The following is a 19,958-nucleotide window of genomic DNA, read 5'->3' on the forward strand; positions in this document are numbered from 1 at the left end:
CTGCCGATGACCTCGCTGACCTTGTTCACCCCGTCCGGCGTCGTCGCCGAGGCCGCTCCGCTGAAACGGGCGGCCAAGCGGCTCGCCGGCTGGGGTTTCGACGTGACCGTCGACGAGGCCGCGCTCGCGCGCCACCAGCGTTTCGCCGGAGACGACGACCAACGCCTCGCGACGCTGCACCGTCTGGCCGCCGAACGCCCGTCGGTTGCGCTCGCCACCCGCGGCGGCTATGGCCTCACGCGGCTGCTCGACCGCATCGACTGGAAGAAGCTCGTGCGCAGCGTCGAGCACGGCACCCGCTGGGTGGGCTACAGCGACATGACGGCACTGCAACTGGGCCTGCTCGCACACGGCAAGGCGCCGTCGTGGGCCGGCCCGCTCGCGTGCAGCGACTTCGGTGGCGACACGGTCGACGAGGTGACCCCGGATTGCTTCGTCGAAGCGATGACCGGTCAGCTGGAAGCGGTGGGGTTCCGCACCGAGGAAGGTTTCGACGGCGTGGAGGCCACCGGCAAGCTGTGGGGCGGCAACCTGTGCGTGCTGAACTCGCTGCTCGGCACCCCGCACTGGCCGAAGGTGAAGAACGGCATCCTGTTCCTCGAGGACGTCAACGAACACCCGTACCGCATCGAGCGCAACCTGCTGCAGCTGCACCAGGCCGGCGTGCTCGACAAGCAGAAGGCCATCCTGCTCGGCTCGTTCACGGATTTCAAGAAGTCGCCGCTCGACCGCGGCTACACGCTCAAGACCGTGGTGGCGCACCTGCGCTCGCTGACCCGCACGCCGATCCTCACGGGCCTGCCGTTCGGCCACGTGCCCACGAAGGTGTGCCTGCCGGTGGGCGTGAAGGCCACGCTCGCGGTGCAGGGGCGCGACGCGTTCCTGGGCTGGGCCACGCCGCACGACCACGATCACCACGATCACGATCATCACGATCATCACGGCCATGACCACGACGGTCATGACCACGCGCACGACCACGGCCACGCCCCGGCCAAGCGGACGAAGCGCTCGCGATGACGTCGCGCTGGCTGTGGGCGGTCTTGCTGGTGTGCCTGGCGGGATGCGACAACAGCCCGCACCCGCGCGGCAGCGAGCGCACCAACACGCTGTTCATGGCCTTCCAGGAGCGGTCGCCCCGCTACCTGGACCCGACCGCCTCGTACGCCAACAACGAGACCCCCGTGGTCTACCAGGTGTACGAGCCGCTCTACGCGTACCACTACCTGAAGCGGCCGTACGAGCTCGTGCCGAAGCTGGCCGAGGCCGTGGTGGCGCCGCACTTCCTCGACGCCAACGGCCACCCGCTCCCGGACGATGTGCCCGGTGAACGGGTGGCCGAGAGCGTCTACGACATCCCGATCCGCAAGGGCGTGATGTACGCGCCGCACCCGGCCTTCGCCCGCGACGCGTCGGGCGCGTACCGCTACCACCACCTCACCGAGAAGGACACCGAGGGCAAGCGGTCCCCGTTCGACTTCCCCGAGACGGGTACCCGCGAGGTGGTGGCCGACGACTTCGTCTACGCGTTCAAGCGCCACGCCACGCCGCGCATCGAGGCGCCGGTGTTCGGCGTGTTCTCGGAGTACGTGGTGGGCCTGAAGGCCTATGGCGAGACCATCCGCGAGGCCGACCGGCACCTGCGCGCCGGGCTCGACCTGGCCGCGCGCGACCGCCCGTTCCTCGACTTCCGGAAGTTCCCGCTGGAGGGCGTGCAGGCGCTGGACCCGCACACGCTGCGCATCCGCATCAAGGGCAAGTATCCGCAGTGGAAGTACTGGCTGGCGATGACCTTCGCCGCGCCGGTGCCGTGGGAAGCAGACGCGTTCTATGCCCAGCCCGGGATGGCCCGCAACGGCCTCGCGCTGCAGCGCTGGCCGGTGGGCTCGGGGCCGTACCGTCTGCGCGAGTACGAGCAGGACCGCCACCACGCGCTCGAGCGCAACCCGCTGTACCGCAATGACCCGTACCCGTGCGAAGGCGAGCCTGAGGACCGCGCGGCGAAGCTGCTCGACGACTGCGGCAAGCCCATGCCCTTCATCGACCGCGTCGAATTCAACGTCGAGAAGGAGCGGGTGCCGCTCAAGTCGAAGTTCGCGCAGGGCTTCATCGACATCCCCGAGATCGAACGGGCCGACTGGGGCGTGGAGTTTCTCGCCGACATGAACGACGCCGACGCCACGCGCGCCCGTTTCGACGACCGCGGCTTCCAGTTCCCGCAGACCGTGGACCTGACCACCTGGTACATGGGATTCAACATGCTCGACCCCGTGGTGGGGAAGGGCGACACGACTGCGCGCCAGGTGAAGAACCGCAAGCTGCGCCAGGCGCTGTCCATCGCGATGGACTGGGAGGAGGGCTATGGCCGCATCTTCCTCTACAAGGCCGGTGAGGCCGCGCACTCGCCGGTGCCGGCGGGCATCTTCGGCTCGCGGCACGGCACGGTCGAGGGGCACAACCCGGTCACGCACGAGGTGAAGGACGGCAAGGTGGTGCGCCGGTCCATCGACGAGGCGAAGCGCCTGATCGCCGAGGCTGGTTATCCGGACGGGCGCGACGCCGAGACGGGTCGGCCGCTCGTGCTGAACTACGATTTCCAGCGCGCGCCCACGCCCGAGATCAAGGCCGAGCTCGACTGGACCATCCGCCAGTTCGCCAAGCTGGGCGTTCAGCTCGAGATCCGCGCCACCGACTTCAACCAGTACCAGGAGAAGACCTTGCGCGGCAAGCACCAGATCTTCTTCGGCGGGTGGGTGGCCGACTATCCCGACGCCGAGAACTTCCTGTTCCTGCTCTACGGACCGAACGCGAAGTCGAAGCACGAGGGCGAGAACATCGCGAACTACGAGAGCCCGGCCTTCGACAAGCGCTTCAAGCAGCTGCAACTGCTCGACGACGGGCCCGAGAAGCAGAAGGTCATCGACGAGATGGTGGCCATCGTGCGCGAGGACGCGCCATGGATCTTCGGCTACCACCCGTATGCCGCCGGTGCCTACGCGCCCTGGGTGTCCAACGGCAAGCCGGGCGTGATGGGGCGCGACATGGTGCGCTACCACCGCATCGACCCGGTGATGCGCACGGCGCGGCAGCACGAATGGAACCGGCCGGTGTGGTGGCCGCTGGTGCTCGTGGCGGCCGGTGCGGTGGCGGTCGCGGTGCTCGGCTGGCGCGCATGGCGGCGCCGCGAGTCCGCGGTCGCGCTGGCGGGGGAGGGCTGAAGATGGGCCGCTACCTCGTCCGCCGCGTTCTCTACGGCCTGCTCGTGCTCGTGGGCGTGAACCTGCTCACCTTCGCGCTGTTTTTCACCGTCAACACGCCCGACGACATGGCACGCCTGAACATTGGCGGCAAGCGGGTCACGCAAGACCAGATCGACAAGTGGAAGGCCGAGCGCGGCTATGACAAGCCGCTGTACGTGAACGCGAAGGAGACTGGCCTGCGCCAAGTGACGAACACGGTGTTCTGGGAGCGGTCGGTGTCCCTCTTCGCATTGCAGTTCGGGCGCTCGGACGCCAGCGGCGCCTCGGACATCGGCCACGAGATCGGCGAGCGCATGGTGGTCAGCCTGCAGCTCGCCGTGCCGCTGTTCGTGCTGCAGGTGATCGCGAGCGTGGGGTTCGCGCTCGTGCTCGTGTTCTTCAAGAACAGCCGCATCGACTTCTGGGGCGTGGTGCTGTGCGTGCTGATGCTGTCCATCAGCAGCCTGTTCTACATCATCGTCGGGCAGTTCCTGTTCTCGCGGGTGCTCCGGCTCGTGCCCATCTCGGGCTGGGCGGGCGGTCTCGATGCGGTGCGGTTCCTCGTGCTGCCGATGCTGCTGTCGCTGCTGTCGCGCCTGGGCACGGAAGGGCGGCTGTACCGCGCGATGTTCCTCGAGGAGATCGGGCGCGACTACGTGCGCACCGCGCGCGCCAAGGGGCTTGGCGAGGCGGTGGTGCTCGGCAGGCACGTGCTGCGCAACGCGCTGATCCCGATCATCACCAGCGCGGGCAGCTACCTGCCGTACGTGTTCCTCGGCAGCCTCGTGTTCGAGAGCTTCTTCGGCATCCCCGGGCTCGGGGCGTACGCCATCGAGGCCATCTCCGGGCAGGACTTCGCCATCGTGCGTTCGATGGTCTTCATCGGCTCGTTGCTGTACGTCGCATCGTACGTCCTCGTCGACGTCGCGTACACGTGGGTCGATCCGCGCGTGAGGTTGCAATGATGTGGCCGAAGCTGGTCCTGCTGTGGTCGGACGTGGCGGTGCTGCTGCTCGTGGTGGCGCTCGGCTTCGTCGCGTGGCGCGTGCGGGGCGATGCCCAGCGCCGCCGCGACTGGCTCAAGGTGTTCCGCCAGCCGGCCGCGCTCTGCTCGGCGGTGGTGCTGGGCGTGTTCCTGCTGGTGGCCGTGGCCGACAGCCTGCACTTCCGGCGGGCGCTGCCGACCGCTGGCGGGAACGCCGTGGCGTATGCGACCCGGGTGGAGTCGGGGCTCGACGTCGTGCTGGACCCGCTGGTGCGGGGCCGCGAGGTGACGTACTCGGCGCCGCTCGCGTCGCGGGCCTTCGCGAAGGCGACCGTGGGCACCGAGCGGGTGTACCCGAGGTTGCTGCACGGGGGCGCGCACCTGGTCGACGACACCACGGAGCGCACGGGGGACGTGCTGGTGCGGGCGCTGGGCGGGCTCGTCGCGGGCGCGGTGGCGGCCGGGGCGTTCGCACTGGCAGTGGGATGGCTCGCGATGGGGCGCGCTGGCTTCGGCCGGGCCCGGCGCGGCGAGACGGCCGTGCCCTGGGGCACCGCGCTGCTGACGGTGACCGTGCTGGGCGCGCTGGTGGGTGCCGTGGTGTCGCTCGCGCCGCACTACCACGTGCTGGGCACCGACCGCACCGGCAACGACGTGCTGTACCAGGCCCTCAAGAGCGTGCGCACCGCGTTCGTGATCGGCACGCTGTCGACGCTCGCGACGCTGCCGCTGGCGGTGGGCCTCGGCATCGTCGCGGGGTACTTCCGCGGCTGGGTGGACGAGGCGGTGCAGTATCTCTACACCGTGCTGTCGTCGATTCCGAACGTGCTGCTGATCGCGGCCTGCGTGCTGATGATGCAGGTGTTCCTCGACACCCATCCGGAACTGTTCGAGACCGGGGCCGAGCGCGCCGACCTGCGGCTCTTCCTGCTGTGCGTGATCCTCGGGCTCACCGGCTGGGCCGGGCTGTGCCGGCTGGTGCGGGCCGAGACCCTGAAGCTGCGCGAGCTGGAGTACGTGCAGGCCGCCACCGCGTTCGGCGTGGGGCCGTGGCGCATCATGGCGCGCCACGTGTTTCCGAACGTCGTGCACCTGGTCGTCATCAGCACCGTGCTCGACTTCTCGGCCCTCGTGCTCTACGAGGCGGTGCTGTCGTACGTGGGCGTCGGCGTGGACCCGACGATGAACAGCTTCGGCGGCATGATCAACCTCGCGCGCAGCGAGATGTCGCGTGACCCGGTCGTGTGGTGGTCCTTCGCGGCGGCCTTCGGGTTCATGGTGAGCCTCGTGCTGGTGGCGAACCTGTTCGCCGACGGCGTGCGCGATGCCTTCGATCCGCGGGCCCGCGTGTTCCGCGCGCGGCGGCCGGTGTCCGCGAAGGAGGCCGGAGGATGAGCCGCATCGACATCGCCGACCTGCGGGTCGACCTCGACGGCGACGCCGGCCTCGTGCGGGCCATCGACGCGCTGCAGTTGAGCCTGCGCCAGGGCGAGACCTTCGCGCTCGTGGGCGAGTCCGGCTGTGGCAAGAGCATGACGGCCCTCGCGCTGATGCGGCTGCTGCCCGAGAACGGGCAGGTGACCCGGGGCAGCGTGTTGCTGGACGGGCAGGAGCTGCTGTCGCTGCCCGAGTCGCGCATGCGCGCAGTGCGGGGCGGGCGGCTCGGGATGATCTTCCAGGAGCCGGGCACGAGCCTGAACCCGGTGATGCGGGTGGGCGAGCAGATCGTGGAGGCGATCGAGGCGCACACGGCGCTTCGTGGCGCGGCGGCGCGGGACCGGGCGCTGTCGTGGCTCGAGCGCGTGGGCATCCCGGAGCCTGCGCGGCGCATCGACGACTACCCGTTCCAGCTGAGCGGCGGGCAGAAGCAGCGCGTGATGATCGCGATGACGCTGGCCGCGGAGCCCGACTTCCTGATCGCCGACGAACCCACGACGGCGCTCGACGTGACGATCCAGGCCCAGGTGCTCGACCTGCTGCGCGACCTGCAGCGCGAGCGCGGCATGGGCCTGCTGCTGATCACGCACGACCTGGCGGTGGTGGCCGGCATGGCCCACCGCGTGGCGCTGATGTACGCGGGGCAGATCGTCGAGGTGGCCGAGGCCTCCGAGTTCTTCCGCGCGCCGCGCCATCCGTACGCCCACCTGCTGCTGCGTGCTCTGCCGGACGCTCGCAAGCGCGGCGCACGGCTCGCGGCCATCCCGGGCACGGTGCCGTCGCTCGCGACCGCGTTCACCGGCTGCCGCTTCGCGCCGCGCTGCGACCGCGTGATGCCCGATTGTGCGGGCACGCCCCCCGCGATGGTGGAACTGACGTCGGGCGGCGAGGTGCGCTGCCTGCTGTACCGCGATGGCGGGCCGGTGCTGGCCTCGGCCGAGGTGGCCGCCTCGGTGCCACCCGTGGCCGCCACGGACGCGACCGGGACACTGCTGGAGGTGACGGGCCTGACCGTGCGCTACGCGGGCCGTGGCGGCTGGCTGCGTCGGAGCGGGCCGCCGACCACCGTGGTGGACGGTGTGTCGCTGTCGATCGGGGTCGGGCGCACGCTCGCGCTGGTGGGCGAGTCGGGGTCAGGCAAGACCACCACCGGCAAGGCCATCGTGCAGTTGCTGCGCGGGCAGGCCGACGTCTCGGGCAAGGCGATGTTCGCGGGCCGGGACCTGTTCACCCTCGAAGGCGATGCGCTGCGCCGCGTGCGCGCAGCGGTGCAGATCGTCTTCCAGGACCCGTTCGCGTCCCTCAACCCGCGGCTGCGGGTGCAGGAGATCCTGGAGGAGGGCCTGGTGGCGCTGCGACCGGACCTCGATGCCGCGGCGCGGCGCACCCGGATCGTGCAGCTGGTGGATCGCGTGGGCCTGCGGGCCGACGCGCTGTCGCGGCATCCGCACGAGTTCTCGGGCGGCCAGCGGCAGCGCATCGCGATCGCCCGCGCGCTCGCGGTGGAACCCCGGCTGATCGTGTGCGACGAGCCCACCTCGGCCCTCGACGTGTCGGTTCAGGCCCAGATCCTCAATTTGTTGGCCGAACTTCAGCGCGAGTTGCATGTCTCGTACTTGTTCATCACGCACAATATATCGGTTGTCGAATACATCGCAGACCACATCGCGGTGATGCGGCAGGGACGGATCGAGGAGACCGGGCCGGCGCAGGAGGTGCTTTCGCATCCCCGCTCCGGGTACACGCAACGGCTGTTGGCGGCCGTGCCCCGGGTCGATGCTTCGATCCGCGGGAACCGGGAACAGAAGTAGAAGTACACATGCAGCGATCCGCCATCAGCCTCGCCGTGCTCGCCCTGTGGGCGAACGCATCCGCCGCCCAGAACGAAGTCACGCTCGAGAAGGTCCAGGTCACCGGGAGCAACATCTCCCGGGTCGAGAACGAGACGGCCACGCCCACCCTCGTGCTCACCCGCAAGGACATCGAGCGCACGGGGCTCGCCACCGTCAAGGAGGTGCTCGACTCGCTGGTGGGCACGAGCCAGTTGCCCACCGGGTCGAACCGCACGCTGTCCGACATCACGAGCGGGGCCTCGTACGCGGCCGGCAGCTCGGCTGTGTCGCTGCGCCACCTCGGGCCCCAGGCCACGCTCGTGCTGCTGAACTCGCGCCGCCTCGCGCCGTACGCGATGCACGACGACCCGACGATGGTCACGGACGTGAACGCGCTGCCGCTGTCCGCGGTGGAGCGCATCGAGGTGCTGCGCAACGGCGGCTCCGCGGTGTACGGCTCGGACGCCATCGCGGGCGTGATCAACATCATCACGAAGCAGAACTTCACGGGCCTCACGCTGCGCGCGAGCCACGAGCAGTCCACCGAGGCGCAGGACTTCCGCGCGTCCACCGCCGGCCTCACCGCGGGCTTCGGCGATCTGGCCGAGGACGGCTTCAACGTGATGATGAACGTCGAGTTCTACAAGCGGTCGTCCGTGATGTGGAGCGACGTGATGACGAAGCTCGATCCGGCGATCCCGAACTACTTCCCGTCGTTCGGTTCACCGTCCACGTACAGCTACCCCGGCAACATCATCGAAGCCGGTGGCGCCATCGCGGGCTGCCCGGCGGCCCAGACGATCGACGGCCTGTGCATGTACGACCGCTACTCGCGCCTCGAGGCGCAGCCGTCGAGCGAACGAGCGAACCTGCTGCTCAACGGCCGGATCAACATCCAGCCCGATCTGCAGGGGTTCGGCGAAGTGATGGTGTCGAGCAACCAGACGCTCTACACGCTCGCGGACCCGGCGTACGGCCTCGGCGGCTTCTCGAGCTGGTTCGACCCCAGCACGGGCGCCACGCGCCAGTTCTACGAACGCGGCCTCCCGAAGGAGCATCCGCTCAACCCGACGGGGATCGACGAGGTCGACTTCCGCTACCGATTCTCGGACGCCAACTCGCAGCAGAAGGTCGACAGCAAGGCCTACCGCGTGCTGGGCGGCCTGCGCGGGCTGCACCGGGGCTTCGACTGGGAGGGGGCCGCCGGCGTGATGGGCAGCACGGTCGTGAACGACACGCGCGGGGCCTACAGCGACAGCGCGTTCAAGACGCTCATCGGCGACTACAACCTCGCGCACGACCCGCTGTTCTTCAACCGCGGCTACCGCATCGGGCAGCCCAACAGCGCCGACGTGCTGAACGCGCTGTTCCCCGTCTTCACGCACACCGGCCGCATGAAGCAGGCGTTCGTCGACGGCAAGGTGTCGGGGCCGGTCAGTGCGATCCAGGGGCGCCCGGTCGACATCGCGCTCGGCTTCGACCTGCGCCATGAGTCGCTCGACATCACGCCGTCGGCCAACCTCGCGAGCGGCGACATCGTTGGCTATGGCGTGGCAGAGACGCACGGGAAGCGCACCTTCGGTTCGCTGTTCGCCGAGGTGAACCTGCCGCTGGCCGAGACGCTCGAGATGCAGGCCGCGGCCCGCCTCGACAAGTACCCGAACTTCGACGTGAACCTCTCGCCGAAGGTGGGCCTGCGGTTCGTGCCCACCAAGTCGCTGCTGCTGCGCGGCACGGTGGAAGCGGGCTTCCGGGCCCCGAACCTCGTCGAGAGCTCCACCACCACGCTCTATTCCTACGACAACAACATCGTCGACCCGAAGCGCTGCCCACAGGCCACCGCGCTCGCGACCGACCTGCGCGCGCAGGCCAACGCGCTGCCCGAAGGCGATCCGGCGCGCGTGCCGCTGATCGCCCGGGCCGACATCGTCGAGACGCAGGAGTGCGTCGCGGGGGTCGCCGCGGTGCGTGGCAGCAACACCGAACTGAAGCCCGAGACCTCGCTCGGCACCACGCTCGGCATGGTGTTCGAGCCCGTCGACAACGTCCAGGTCGAGATCGACGCGTGGCGCATCCAGCGCCGCGACGAGATCGGCTACATGACCCCGCAGAGCCTCATCAACAGCGAGGACGGCGAGGGCGCGGGCAAGGTGCAGCGCGTGGGCCTGACGAACGACCGCAGCTTCTCGGCCGCGGAGCAGGTGATGTACGGCGTGACCGCCGGCGCGCTGTCGGGCACCTTCGGGCAATACCAGAACAGCGCGAAGACGCTCGCGCAGGGTGTGGACATCGGTCTGCGCAGCCGCTCGCTCACGTCGGTGGGGGCCGTAACGACGTCGCTGCAGGCCACGTTCCTCGACACCTTCCGGCAGTACAGCACCGCGAACGCAGACTACGGCGACAACCTCGCGGGCCGCTACGGCTACCCGCGCTGGCGCGCCTACTTGACCACCGCGCTGGAGTCGGGGCCGTACAGCAACGCACTGCGGCTCAACTTCACCAGTGGCACGAAGCTGCAGAGCGACTACTACGACTCCCTCTACACCACCGAGGCCTGCGCCTCGTATGGTTGGACCGCGCAGGACTGCAGCGTGCGCTATCAGGTCACCCTCGACTGGGCCTTTGCATGGACCGGCATCAAGAACATGGTGGTGGGCCTGAACGTGCGCAACCTGCTCAACACGCGGCCGCCGCTGGACCTGCGCGCCATCGACGAATCGGGCGGTGGCATCATTCCGCAGAGCCTGTCCGACGCCTACCGCCGCACGGTGCGGCTCTCGCTCGAGTACAAGTTCCTCTGACCGCCGGCGGGTGGTCGCTCAACGCGGGGCCAGCCGCACGGCCCCGTCCAGGCGGATCACCTCGCCGTTGAGCATGTCGTTCTCGATGATGTGGCGCACCAGTTTCGCGAAGTCGTCCGGGGTGCCCAGTCGGCTCGGGAACGGCACCATCGCGGCCAGCGCGTCCTGCACCGCCTGCGGCATGCCCGACATCATCGGCGTGGCGAACAGGCCTGGTGCGATGGTCATGTTGCGGATGCCCACGCGGGCGAGGTCGCGCGCGATGGGCAAGGTCATGCCCACCACACCCGCCTTCGACGCGGCATAGGCCGCCTGGCCGATCTGCCCGTCGGTGGCGGCCACGCTCGCGGTGGAGATCAGCACGCCGCGTTCACCGGTGGCCAGCGGTTCGTTGGCCGACATGGCCTCGGCCGCGAGCCGGATCATGTTGAAGGTGCCGATCAGGTTGATGCGCACGGTGCGGTCGAAGAGCCCGAGCGGGTGGACGCCGTCCTTGCCCACCGTCTTGGCCGCGGGCGCGACGCCGGCGCAGTTGACGAGGCCGCGCAGCGTGCCGAGTTCGAGGGCGGCCGCCACGGTGTGTTCGGCGTCTTCCTCGTGCGTGACGTCGCAGTGCACGAACACGCCGCCCAGTTCGGTCGCGAGGGCCTGGCCGGCGGCGTCCTGGATGTCGGCGATCACGACCTTGCCGCCGTGGGCCGCGAGCAGGCGGGCCGTGCCCTCGCCGAGCCCCGAGGCCCCGCCGGTGACGATGAAGACGTGGGAGCGGATGTCCATGGGCCGTGTCCTTCCTCGAAACGAAAAAGGCCGCTCAGCGAGCGGCCTTCGGTGCGGTGCCGGTGGCGGTCAGGCGAGCGCCGCGAGCGCCCGCGAGGTGATTTCCTCGACCGTGCCGGTGCCCGAGATCTTGCGGTACTTCGGGGCGTTGGCGTCGCCGGTGGCGGACCACGACGAGTAGTAGTCGACGAGCGGGCGCGTCTGGCTCTGGTAGACGTCGAGGCGCTTGCGCACGGTCTCTTCCTTGTCGTCGTCGCGCTGGATCAGGTCTTCGCCGGTGGCGTCGTCCTTGCCCGCGACCTTCGGCGGGTTGAACTTGACGTGGTACGTGCGGCCCGAGGCCACGTGCACGCGGCGGCCGCTCATGCGTTCGATGATGGCCGAGTCGGGGACGTCGATCTCGAGCACGAGGTCGAGCTTGACGCCCGCTTCCTTCATGGCGTCGGCCTGCGGGATGGTGCGCGGGAAGCCGTCGAACAGGAAGCCGTTGGCGCAGTCGGACTGGGTGATGCGTTCCTTGACGAGGCCGATGATGATGTCGTCGCTCACGAGACCGCCCGCATCCATCACCTTCTTCGCGGCGACGCCCAGCGGCGTGCCGGCCTTGACGGCCGCGCGCAGCATGTCGCCCGTGGAGATTTGCGGAATGCCGAACTTCTGGCAGATGAATGCCGCTTGCGTGCCCTTTCCGGCGCCTGGTGCGCCCAGCAGGATCAGTCTCATGGGGAAATACCTCGGTTTTTTTGGAAAATCTTTGGCCGCGACGACCCGGCGAGCGGCGTGCGGCGATGGGGTCGAGAATAGCATGCGCACCGGGCGCGCCTCCCTGGAGGATGCCCGGGGTGACGCTTCGATGAAACGCGGGCCGTCAGCGCGCGGTCAGCCGAGCAGGGCACGCACGCGCGCGAGGTCTTCCGGCGTGTCGACACCGGGCCCCGGCCGGTCGGCCGTGACGTGCACCGCGATGCGTTCGCCGTGCCACAGCACCCGCAGCTGCTCAAGCGATTCGACGGCCTCGAGGGGGCTGGCCGCCAGTGTGGGGAAGCGGCGCAGGAAGCCCGCCTGGTAGGCGTACAGGCCGATGTGCCGCAGCGGTGCCGGCGAGGGCAGGGCGGTGACACCGTTCGCGAAGCCGTCGCGCCACCACGGGATGGGCGCCCGCGAGAAGTACAGCGCGCGGCCCGCGGCGTCGAGCACCACCTTCACGACGTTCGGATTGCGGAACTCGTCGACCGCGTCGATGGGGTGGGCGGCCGTGCTCATCACGCACTCGGGACGGTGCACCAGTTCGGCCGCACAGGCATCGATCAGCGCGGGGTCGATCAGCGGCTCGTCGCCCTGCACGTTGACGACGAGGTCGGTGCCGTCGAGGCCCAGCTGCTCGCAGGCTTCGGCGAGGCGGTCGCTGCCGGTGGCGTGGTCGGCGCGCGTGAGCACGCTCGTGACGCCGTGGGCGCTGCAGGCCGCGGTGATCTCGGCGTCGTCCGCGGCGACCACCACGCGGGCGGCGCCAGACAGCGCGGCGCGCTGCGCGACGCGCACGATCATCGGCACGCCGGCGAGGTCGGCCAACGGTTTGCGAGGCAGGCGCGTGGACTGCAGCCGTGCGGGCACGAGGACGGTGAAGGTCACGCCGGCGCTCCCGCCGGGGCCGCGTCGAGTGAGCGGGCCTCGGCTTCGAGCATCAGCGGGATGCCGTCACGCACCGGGAAGGCGAGCCGGTCGGCGTTGCACACGAGTTCCTGCCGTTCGTCGGCGGGCGGGCGGCGGTGTTCCAGCGGGCCCTTGCAGATCGGGCACACCAGCAGGTCGAGCAGTCGGGTGTCCATCGGGAGACTCCAGTTCGTCAAATCGGGTTCAGGCGTGCGGCCGCGGGGGGCAGCAGGCGCAGGAACTCGGCCTCGAAGGCGGGGCCGAGCGCAAAGTCTAGCGTGGCGACCCACACGCGGGTGCCGTGGGAGGCCTCGGGACGCAGCTTGACGGCGTCCTTTTCGGTGACGACGACGTCGGGTGTGCCCGCGGGCCAGGGCACCGTGGCGAAGTCGTGGTGGTCGGGCAGGGGCAGTTCGGTGACGGTGAGCCCGGTGTCACGCAGCATGCCGAAGAAGCGTTCGGGTCGCGCGACGCCCGCCGCTGCGAGCACGGGGCGGTTGCGCAGCGCGTGGAGCGCGTCGAGGTTCGCGGGCTCGCCGCGCCACCAGGCGGCCAGCTCGACCACGCCCGCGAGACCGCGGCGGGCCACGTGGCCGGGCCAGGGCGTGGACGGCGCGGAGGCGTTGTAGACCACCACGCTGCGTGGTGGCACGGCCGTGGTGACGGGTTCTCGCAGCGGGCCGGCCGGCAGCAGCCAGCCGTTGCCGGCGCCCCGTTCGTCGAACACGATGACCTGGGCATCGCGCCCGAGGCGCAGGTGCTGGAGGCCGTCGTCGCTCAAGATCACGTCCACCTCGGGATGACGTGACAGCAGCGTTTCACCCGCGGCGATGCGGTCGCGGCCCACGGCGACCGGTGCGCGCGAGCGCAGGCGCAGCAGCAGGGGTTCGTCGCCCGCGGTGGCGGCGGCATCACCCGGTTCCACCATCACCACCGCATCGCCCTCGCGGCCGAAGCCGCGCGAGACGATGCCGGGCGTGCGGCCATGGTGGCGCAGCAGCTCGACGAGCGCGAGGGTGGTGGGGGTCTTGCCGGCGCCGCCGACGATCAGGTTGCCGACCACGACCACCGGCACGGGCAGGTGACCGGTGGCCTTGAGGCCGGCGCGGAAGAGCAAACGGCGCAGCGCCGCGACGGCGCCGAACAGCAGCGACACCGGCCAGAGCACGATGGCCAGCGGGCCACGGCGCAACCACGCGGCCTGAAGCCGCGTGGCGAAGGTCGGTGAGCTCATTTGGGCGGGATCAGTTCGCCTGGCTGCCCTGGGCGGCGAACGTGAGCTTCGGCAGCCCGGCGCGGCGAGCGGCGTCCATCACGACGATCACGGTCTGGTGCGCCGCGGCGGCGTCGGCCGACACGATCAGCTGGGTGTCCTTGTTGCCTTCGGACGCCGCGGTCAGTTCGGCCGCGAGCGACTCGACGGAGCGGCCCGTGACCGGCCGTCCGTTGATGGCGTAGCGCCCGTCGTTGGACACCGCGACGATCACCTCGCGCGGGTTGTCGCGCGGGCGGTCGGCATCGGCCACCGGCAGCGTCACCTGCAACTCGGTGAACTTCGAGTAGGTGGTGGAGAGCATCAGGAAGATCAGCACCACCAGCAGCACGTCGATGAACGGGATCAGGTTGATCTCGGGTTCCTCGGGGTGGTGCTTGCGAAACCTCATGGCCATGTCTCGTTGCTTCCCGTGCTCAGCCCGCGTTGGTCGGGACGGGCTTCTTCACCGAGAAGCGCATCAGGTGCGGCACCATGCGTTCGGAGGCCTGTTCCATCTCGAGCGTGTAGGCGTCGATCTGGCCGCGGAAGTAGCGGTAGAACATCAGCGACGGGATCGCGACGATCAGGCCGAAGGCGGTGTTGTAGAGCGCGATGGAGATGCCGTGCGCGAGCATGGCCGGGTTCGTGCCGCCGCTCGGGGCCTGGGAACCGAAGATCTCGATCATGCCGATCACGGTGCCCAGCAGGCCCAGCAGCGGGGCGGCCGAGGCGATGGTCCCGAGCGTGTTCATGAACCGCTCCATCTTGTGGACGGCGGCACGGCCGGCGTTCTCGAACGTGTTGCGCAGCACTTCCTCGGTGATGCGCGGGTCGGCGATCACGACACGCAGGCCCTGGGCCAGCACGTTGCCGAGGATGGAGTTGTCAGCCAGCTTGTTCACCACGTCGGCGGCCGGCAGGTGGGCGCGCGTGACCGAGACCACTTCCTCGAGCAGCTTCGCGGGCGCGACGCGGGCGGCGCGCAGGCTCGAGAGGCGTTCGATGATGAGCGTCAGGGCGACGATGGAGCAGAGAATCAAGGGCCAAATCGGCCAGCCAGCGGCTTGTATGATCGAAAACAATCCGGTCCTCTTTGCAGTTTTTCTCGCGTGCGATGGGGGCCCGGTGAGCCCGGGCGGAGACGCGCGATTATGGCCTGAAGGAACACGAAGTTCGCACCCTTGTGCAACGCTTCGTAGTTGCCATCCGGGTATGCCCGCAATCCGGTGACGGCAGTTCTCCGAAAGGTCCACCGCAACTGTGGATAACTTTGTGGGCAACCGGGCTGGGAAGTGCCGGAAGCCGCGAAAAATCAGGGCCTTCATCAGATTGCTCAAAGTTTAGGCATGAAATTCTTGTTGAAAATCAAGCACTTGCACGATCGTGAAAGCACCGTGACGGTCTCCGCGTCCTGCCGACGCGCATCGGCTGGGCTTGTGGAGTTCTCGGCCCGCGCCAACGCTGGTTTTCCCCATGATTGACGCCGCGGAGCCGCGTCGCGAGCGGATGGTGTGGGGTGTGGCCGCGCTGGTGCATGCCGTGGCGGACACGCTCGCCGCGCGCTACGCGTCGTGCACGGTGCGGGGCGAGCTGTCGGGCTTCACTAAGGCCGGCAGCGGCCACTGCTACCTGAGCCTGAAGGACGCCGACGGGGGCAACGCGCTGCTGCGCTGCGCGATGTTCCGTCGCACGGCGGCGATGCTCGACTTCGTGCCGCGCGACGGGCAGCTCGTCGAGGTGCGCGGCCGGGTCGCGGTGTACGAGCCGCGCGGCGACCTGCAGTTCGTCGTGGAGGCCATGCGGCCGGCCGGGGCCGGCGCGCTGTTCGAGCAGTTCCTGCGGCTGAAGGCACGGCTGGAGGCCGAGGGGCTCTTCGACGACGAGCTCAAGCGGGCGCTGCCGCCGTACCCTCGGTCGGTGGGCGTGGTCACGTCGCTGGGCGCGGCCGCGCTGCACGACGTGCTCACCGCGCTGCGCCGCCGTGCGCCCCATGTGTCGGTGGTGCTGTACCCGAGCCTGGTGCAGGGCGCCGATGCGCCTCCGGCGCTCGTGGCCGCCATCGAGGAGGCGGGGCGGCGCGCCGAGGTCGACACGCTGATCGTGTGCCGGGGCGGCGGATCGCTCGAGGACCTGTGGGCCTTCAACGATGAACGGGTCGTGCGCGCCGTGGCGGCGTGCCCGCTGCCCGTGGTGTGCGGCGTGGGCCACGAGACCGACGTCACGCTGAGCGACCTCGCCGCCGACGTGCGCGCGCCCACGCCCACCGCGGCGGCCGAACTCGTCTCGCCCACGCGCGAGGGCGGGCTGGCCGTGCTGGCCACGCTCGCCGGGGTCATGTCGAACCGCGTGCACCAGGTGCTCGACACGCAGGCCCAGCGCCTCGACCGCGCGACGATGCGCCTGATGCGGCCGGCCGACGGCGTGCGGCGGCATGCGCAGCGCCTGACCCTGCTGGCGCAACGCCTCGGCGCGTCCACGCGCCAGGTGGTGCGCGAGCAGGGGCAGCGCCACGACACGCTCGCCGCGCGGCTGCTGCGGGCCACCACCGTCGTGCACGCCCGCCAGCCGGCACGGCTGGACGCGCTCGCCGGACGCCTGTCGCGCGCGGTGGCGGTGTCGCGCGACACGCGCCAGGCCCGGCTGGCCGCGCTCGGTTCGCGCCTCGAAACACTCGATCCGAAGCGGGTGCTGTCGCGCGGGTACGCGTGGCTGGAGGATGCGCAGGGCCAGGCGGTCACCGCGGCGGCGAGCCTGTCGCCGGGCCAGTCGGTGCGGGCCGTGCTGGCCGACGGCGCGGTGGTCGCGGAGGTGCGGCAGGTGGACGTCGACCCGACCTAAACCCGGCCTCCCCGACAAGGGCGGATCCGCTGCCTACAATCATCGGGTCAAACCCCCGAAACCCTGAAAGGAACAAGCATGGAACACACCCTGCCGGCACTGCCGTATGCCCAGGACGCCCTGGCCCCGCACCTGAGCAAGGAAACGCTCGAGTACCACTACGGCAAGCACCACAACGCCTACGTGGTGAACCTGAACAACCTGCAGAAGGGCACGGAGTTCGAGAACCTGTCGCTCGAGGACATCATCAAGAAGTCCTCCGGTGGCATCTACAACAACGCCGCCCAGATCTGGAACCACACGTTCTTCTGGAACAGCATGAAGCCGAACGGCGGTGGCGAGCCCAAGGGCGCGCTGGCCGCGGCCATCGAAGCCAAGTTCGGCAGCTTCGCCGCCTTCAAGGAAGCCTTCACGAAGAGCGCCGTCGGCAACTTCGGTTCCGGCTGGACGTGGCTCGTGAAGAAGCCGGACGGCTCGGTGGACATCGTCAACACGGGCGCCGCCGGCACCCCGCTGACCACCGCCGACAAGGCGCTGCTGACCATCGACGTGTGGGAACACGCCTACTACATCGACTACCGCAACCTGCGCCCGAAGTTCGTCGAGACGTTCCTGACGTCCCTCGCCAACTGGGACTTCGCGGAAAAGAACTTCGCCTGAACGCCGGTCCCGCGGCCCAGGCCGCGGGACCCGTGACGCCGAATGGGAAAGGGCCGGTCGATGACCGGCCCTTTTTCCCTTGTGGGGATGTGGCGCCTCAGCGCTTGAAGGGTTCGCCCGTCAGCTGCGACCCGGCCTTGATGCCCCGCTTGGCGAACCAGCCCTGGTTCATCTCGAGCACGAAGCGCACGGGCTTGGTCGAGCAGTGGGAGTCGAGCGTCTGCGGCTTCATGTCCTCGATGTTGACGACGGTGCCGTCGTCGGCGATGAACGCGGCCGACAGCGGCAGCAGCGTGTTCTTCATCCAGAAGCACTGCTGCGCGGCCACCGGGAACACGAACAGCATGCCGTCGTTGTGGGGCATCGAGGGCCGGTGCATCAGTCCGATGGTGCGCTGCTCGTCCGTCTGGGCGACCTGCGCACGGATGTTGTGGATGCCCGCGCCGAGCTTGATCGCGGGCAGGTCCTGGGGGACCTGGGCGGAGGCGGCGCCGAGGGACAGCGCGGTGAGGAACAGACAGGCGAGGGTGCGGATCGGTTTCATCGGTGCGGGGGGCTGCGATTGGGGCTGTGCGCGATTATGGGGCGTAGGCGCAGACGGGGCGGGGCTGGCATAGAATCCGCGGTGGGCTTATCCAGCACCATCTTTCCATTGCATCGACCGGAGCAATCATGTACCAGCACATCAAAGTGCCCGCCAGCGGGCAGAAGATCACCGTCAACGCCGACTTTTCCCTGAACGTTCCGGATCAGCCCATCATCCCGTTCATCGAAGGTGACGGCACCGGCGCCGACATCACGCCGGTCATGATCAAGGTGGTCGATGCAGCGGTGGCCAAGGCCTACGGCGGCAAGAAGAAGATCGAATGGATGGAGATCTACGCCGGCGAGAAGTCGACGAAGGTCTACGGCCCCGACGTGTGGCTGCCGGAAGAGACGCTGCAGGTCCTGCGCGAGTACGTCGTGTCCATCAAGGGCCCGCTGACCACCCCGGTCGGTGGCGGCATCCGCTCGCTGAACGTCGCGCTGCGCCAGGAACTCGACCTGTACGTCTGCCTGCGCCCCATCCAGTACTTCAAGGGTGTGCCGTCCCCGGTCAAGGAACCCGAGAAGACCAACATGGTCATCTTCCGCGAGAACTCGGAAGACATCTACGCCGGCATCGAGTTCGAAGCCGAGAGCGACAAGGCCAAGAAGCTGATCAAGTTCCTGCAGGACGAGTTCGGCGTCAAGAAGATCCGCTTCCCCGCCTCGTCGGGCATCGGCATCAAGCCGGTCTCGCGCGAAGGCACCGAGCGCCTGGTTCGCAAGGCGATCCAGTACGCGATCGACAACGACAAGCCGAGCGTGACCATCGTCCACAAGGGCAACATCATGAAGTACACCGAAGGTGGCTTCCGTGACTGGGCCTACGCCCTGGCCCAGAAGGAATTCGGCGCCCAGCTGATCGACGGTGGCCCGTGGTGCAAGTTCAAGAACCCGAACACGGGTCGTGAAATCACCGTCAAGGACTCCATCGCCGACGCGTTCCTGCAGCAGATCCTGCTGCGCCCGGCCGAGTACTCGGTCATCGCCACGCTGAACCTGAACGGCGACTACGTGTCCGACGCCCTGGCCGCGCAGGTCGGCGGCATCGGCATCGCCCCGGGCGCGAACCTGAGCGACTCCGTCGCCATGTTCGAAGCCACCCACGGCACCGCCCCGAAGTACGCCGGCAAGGACTACGTCAACCCGGGTTCGGAGATCCTCTCCGCCGAGATGATGCTGCGCCACATGGGCTGGACCGAAGCGGCCGACCTGATCATCAGCTCGATGGAAAAGTCCATCGAGTCGAAGAAGGTCACGTACGACTTCGCCCGCCTGATGGACGGCGCGACGCAAGTGTCGTGCTCGGGCTTCGGTCAAGTGATGATCGACCACATGTGATCTCGTGCTCCGGGCCCGTCCCGGAGTTCGTTTCCCATGAGAAAACCCCGCGGCCTGCGAAGGCGCGCGGGGTTTTTCGCTGGAGGGGCTCGGGGACTACTTCGTGACCGCGAGCGTGCCCTTCATGATGCCGGCGTGGCCCGGGAACGAGCAGAACCACGCGTAGTTCTCGCCGGCCTTGAGCTTGGCGATGTCGAAGCTGACGGCGTCGCTTTCGCCACCACCGATGACCTTCGTGTGGGCGATCACGCGGGTGTCGCCGTCCTTGACGTACGCCTTCTCCGGCCCCGCGCCGATGCCGTCGGCGGCCACCCCCTGGGCGTCGGCGGCCTTCGTCAGCACCCAGTTGTGGCCCATCGCCGTCTTGGGCAGCTTGCCCACGTGCTTGAGTTTCACGGTGAACTTCTTGCAGCTCGCGGGCACCGCGAGGCTGGCCTTGTTGAACTGCATCGCGTCGTTGGCCTCGAGGTCGGCCTCGCAGGTCGCGGCCAGCACCGGGGCGGCCAGCAGCGTGGACAGCAGCAGGGCCGCGGTGGTCTTCACCTTCATCGTCGT

Annotated in this window: 18 protein-coding genes; 9 read left to right on the forward strand and 9 right to left on the reverse strand. The window is 69.1% G+C overall.

The genetic code is table 11. The annotated features are described in order from the left end of the window. The first annotated feature begins 6 nt into the window (after nt 1-6). Genes A4W93_RS14135 through A4W93_RS14160 form a run of 6 tightly spaced genes read left to right on the forward strand, consistent with a single transcriptional unit; the run spans nt 7 to nt 10,294 of the window. Nucleotides 7-1,020, forward strand: coding sequence for an LD-carboxypeptidase (locus A4W93_RS14135; protein ID WP_085751208.1), 1,014 nt, complete (start codon nt 7-9; stop codon nt 1,018-1,020). Beyond that, on the forward strand, nt 1,017-3,218 hold the full coding sequence (locus tag A4W93_RS14140; RefSeq protein WP_085751209.1) for an ABC transporter substrate-binding protein: 2,202 nt from the start codon (nt 1,017-1,019) through the stop codon (nt 3,216-3,218). Before A4W93_RS14135 ends, A4W93_RS14140 begins: the two co-directional genes overlap by 4 nt. A 2-nt stretch (nt 3,219-3,220) precedes the next feature. After that, complete coding sequence (locus A4W93_RS14145) at nt 3,221-4,204, forward strand: ABC transporter permease (protein ID WP_085751210.1); 984 nt, start codon at nt 3,221-3,223, stop codon at nt 4,202-4,204. Further along, the gene (locus A4W93_RS14150; protein WP_407081709.1) at nt 4,201-5,619 is read left to right on the forward strand and encodes an ABC transporter permease; all 1,419 of its coding nucleotides are present in this window, start codon (nt 4,201-4,203) and stop codon (nt 5,617-5,619) included. Before A4W93_RS14145 ends, A4W93_RS14150 begins: the two co-directional genes overlap by 4 nt. Further along, nucleotides 5,616-7,472: an ABC transporter ATP-binding protein gene (locus A4W93_RS14155; protein ID WP_085751212.1), complete on the forward strand. Its 1,857-nt coding sequence runs from the start codon at nt 5,616-5,618 to the stop codon at nt 7,470-7,472. The genes A4W93_RS14150 and A4W93_RS14155 overlap by 4 nt, the downstream gene beginning before the upstream one ends. 8 nt (nt 7,473-7,480) lie before the next feature. After that, a complete protein-coding gene (locus A4W93_RS14160) occupies nt 7,481-10,294 on the forward strand; it encodes a TonB-dependent receptor plug domain-containing protein (RefSeq protein WP_085751213.1) in 2,814 nt (937 codons plus the stop codon). 18 nt (nt 10,295-10,312) lie between these two features. Here the strand turns inward: A4W93_RS14160 and A4W93_RS14165 are convergent, their stop codons facing one another. From A4W93_RS14165 to A4W93_RS14195, 7 genes are all read right to left on the reverse strand, one after another. Next, nucleotides 10,313-11,071, reverse strand: coding sequence for a 3-hydroxyacyl-CoA dehydrogenase (locus A4W93_RS14165; protein WP_085751214.1), 759 nt, complete (start codon nt 11,069-11,071; stop codon nt 10,313-10,315). Nucleotides 11,072-11,140: 69 nt separating this feature from the next. Further along, nucleotides 11,141-11,794, reverse strand: coding sequence for an adenylate kinase (adk, locus tag A4W93_RS14170; RefSeq protein WP_085751215.1), 654 nt, complete (start codon nt 11,792-11,794; stop codon nt 11,141-11,143). Nucleotides 11,795-11,950: 156 nt separating this feature from the next. Beyond that, nucleotides 11,951-12,703, reverse strand: coding sequence for a 3-deoxy-manno-octulosonate cytidylyltransferase (kdsB, locus tag A4W93_RS14175; RefSeq protein ID WP_085751216.1), 753 nt, complete (start codon nt 12,701-12,703; stop codon nt 11,951-11,953). Continuing rightward, nucleotides 12,700-12,900: a Trm112 family protein gene (locus tag A4W93_RS14180; RefSeq protein ID WP_085751217.1), complete on the reverse strand. Its 201-nt coding sequence runs from the start codon at nt 12,898-12,900 to the stop codon at nt 12,700-12,702. Before A4W93_RS14180 ends, kdsB begins: the two co-directional genes overlap by 4 nt. Nucleotides 12,901-12,917: 17 nt before the next feature. Then, nucleotides 12,918-13,958 (reverse strand): tetraacyldisaccharide 4'-kinase, encoded by a 1,041-nt coding sequence (lpxK, locus tag A4W93_RS14185; RefSeq protein ID WP_085751218.1) that lies wholly within the window; start codon nt 13,956-13,958, stop codon nt 12,918-12,920. Nucleotides 13,959-13,968: 10 nt separating this feature from the next. After that, on the reverse strand, nt 13,969-14,388 hold the full coding sequence (locus tag A4W93_RS14190) for an ExbD/TolR family protein (protein ID WP_085754170.1): 420 nt from the start codon (nt 14,386-14,388) through the stop codon (nt 13,969-13,971). Nucleotides 14,389-14,413: 25 nt separating this feature from the next. Beyond that, the gene (locus A4W93_RS14195) at nt 14,414-15,061 is read right to left on the reverse strand and encodes a MotA/TolQ/ExbB proton channel family protein (protein ID WP_085751219.1); all 648 of its coding nucleotides are present in this window, start codon (nt 15,059-15,061) and stop codon (nt 14,414-14,416) included. A gap of 391 nt (nt 15,062-15,452) precedes the next feature. Here A4W93_RS14195 and xseA point away from each other — a divergent pair, with 391 nt between their 5' ends. Together xseA and A4W93_RS14205 are read left to right on the forward strand one after the other, a co-directional pair. Then, nucleotides 15,453-16,817, forward strand: coding sequence for an exodeoxyribonuclease VII large subunit (xseA, locus tag A4W93_RS14200; RefSeq protein ID WP_085751220.1), 1,365 nt, complete (start codon nt 15,453-15,455; stop codon nt 16,815-16,817). A 78-nt stretch (nt 16,818-16,895) separates the two neighbouring features. Continuing rightward, entirely contained in the window at nt 16,896-17,477 is a 582-nt protein-coding gene (locus A4W93_RS14205; protein ID WP_085751221.1) for a superoxide dismutase, read from the forward strand. Nucleotides 17,478-17,574: 97 nt separating this feature from the next. Here the strand turns inward: A4W93_RS14205 and A4W93_RS14210 are convergent, their stop codons facing one another. Further along, nucleotides 17,575-18,021: a DUF192 domain-containing protein gene (locus tag A4W93_RS14210; RefSeq protein WP_085751222.1), complete on the reverse strand. Its 447-nt coding sequence runs from the start codon at nt 18,019-18,021 to the stop codon at nt 17,575-17,577. A 128-nt stretch (nt 18,022-18,149) separates the two neighbouring features. Here A4W93_RS14210 and icd point away from each other — a divergent pair, with 128 nt between their 5' ends. After that, on the forward strand, nt 18,150-19,403 hold the full coding sequence (gene icd / locus A4W93_RS14215) for an NADP-dependent isocitrate dehydrogenase (RefSeq protein WP_085751223.1): 1,254 nt from the start codon (nt 18,150-18,152) through the stop codon (nt 19,401-19,403). 96 nt (nt 19,404-19,499) lie between these two features. Here the strand turns inward: icd and azu are convergent, their stop codons facing one another. Continuing rightward, a complete protein-coding gene (gene azu / locus A4W93_RS14220) occupies nt 19,500-19,952 on the reverse strand; it encodes an azurin (protein ID WP_085751224.1) in 453 nt (150 codons plus the stop codon). Between the last annotated feature and the right edge of the window lie 6 nt (nt 19,953-19,958).

Origin of the sequence: Piscinibacter gummiphilus (genome assembly GCF_002116905.1) — a bacterium.
Taxonomy (GTDB): domain Bacteria; phylum Pseudomonadota; class Gammaproteobacteria; order Burkholderiales; family Burkholderiaceae_C; genus Rhizobacter; species Rhizobacter gummiphilus.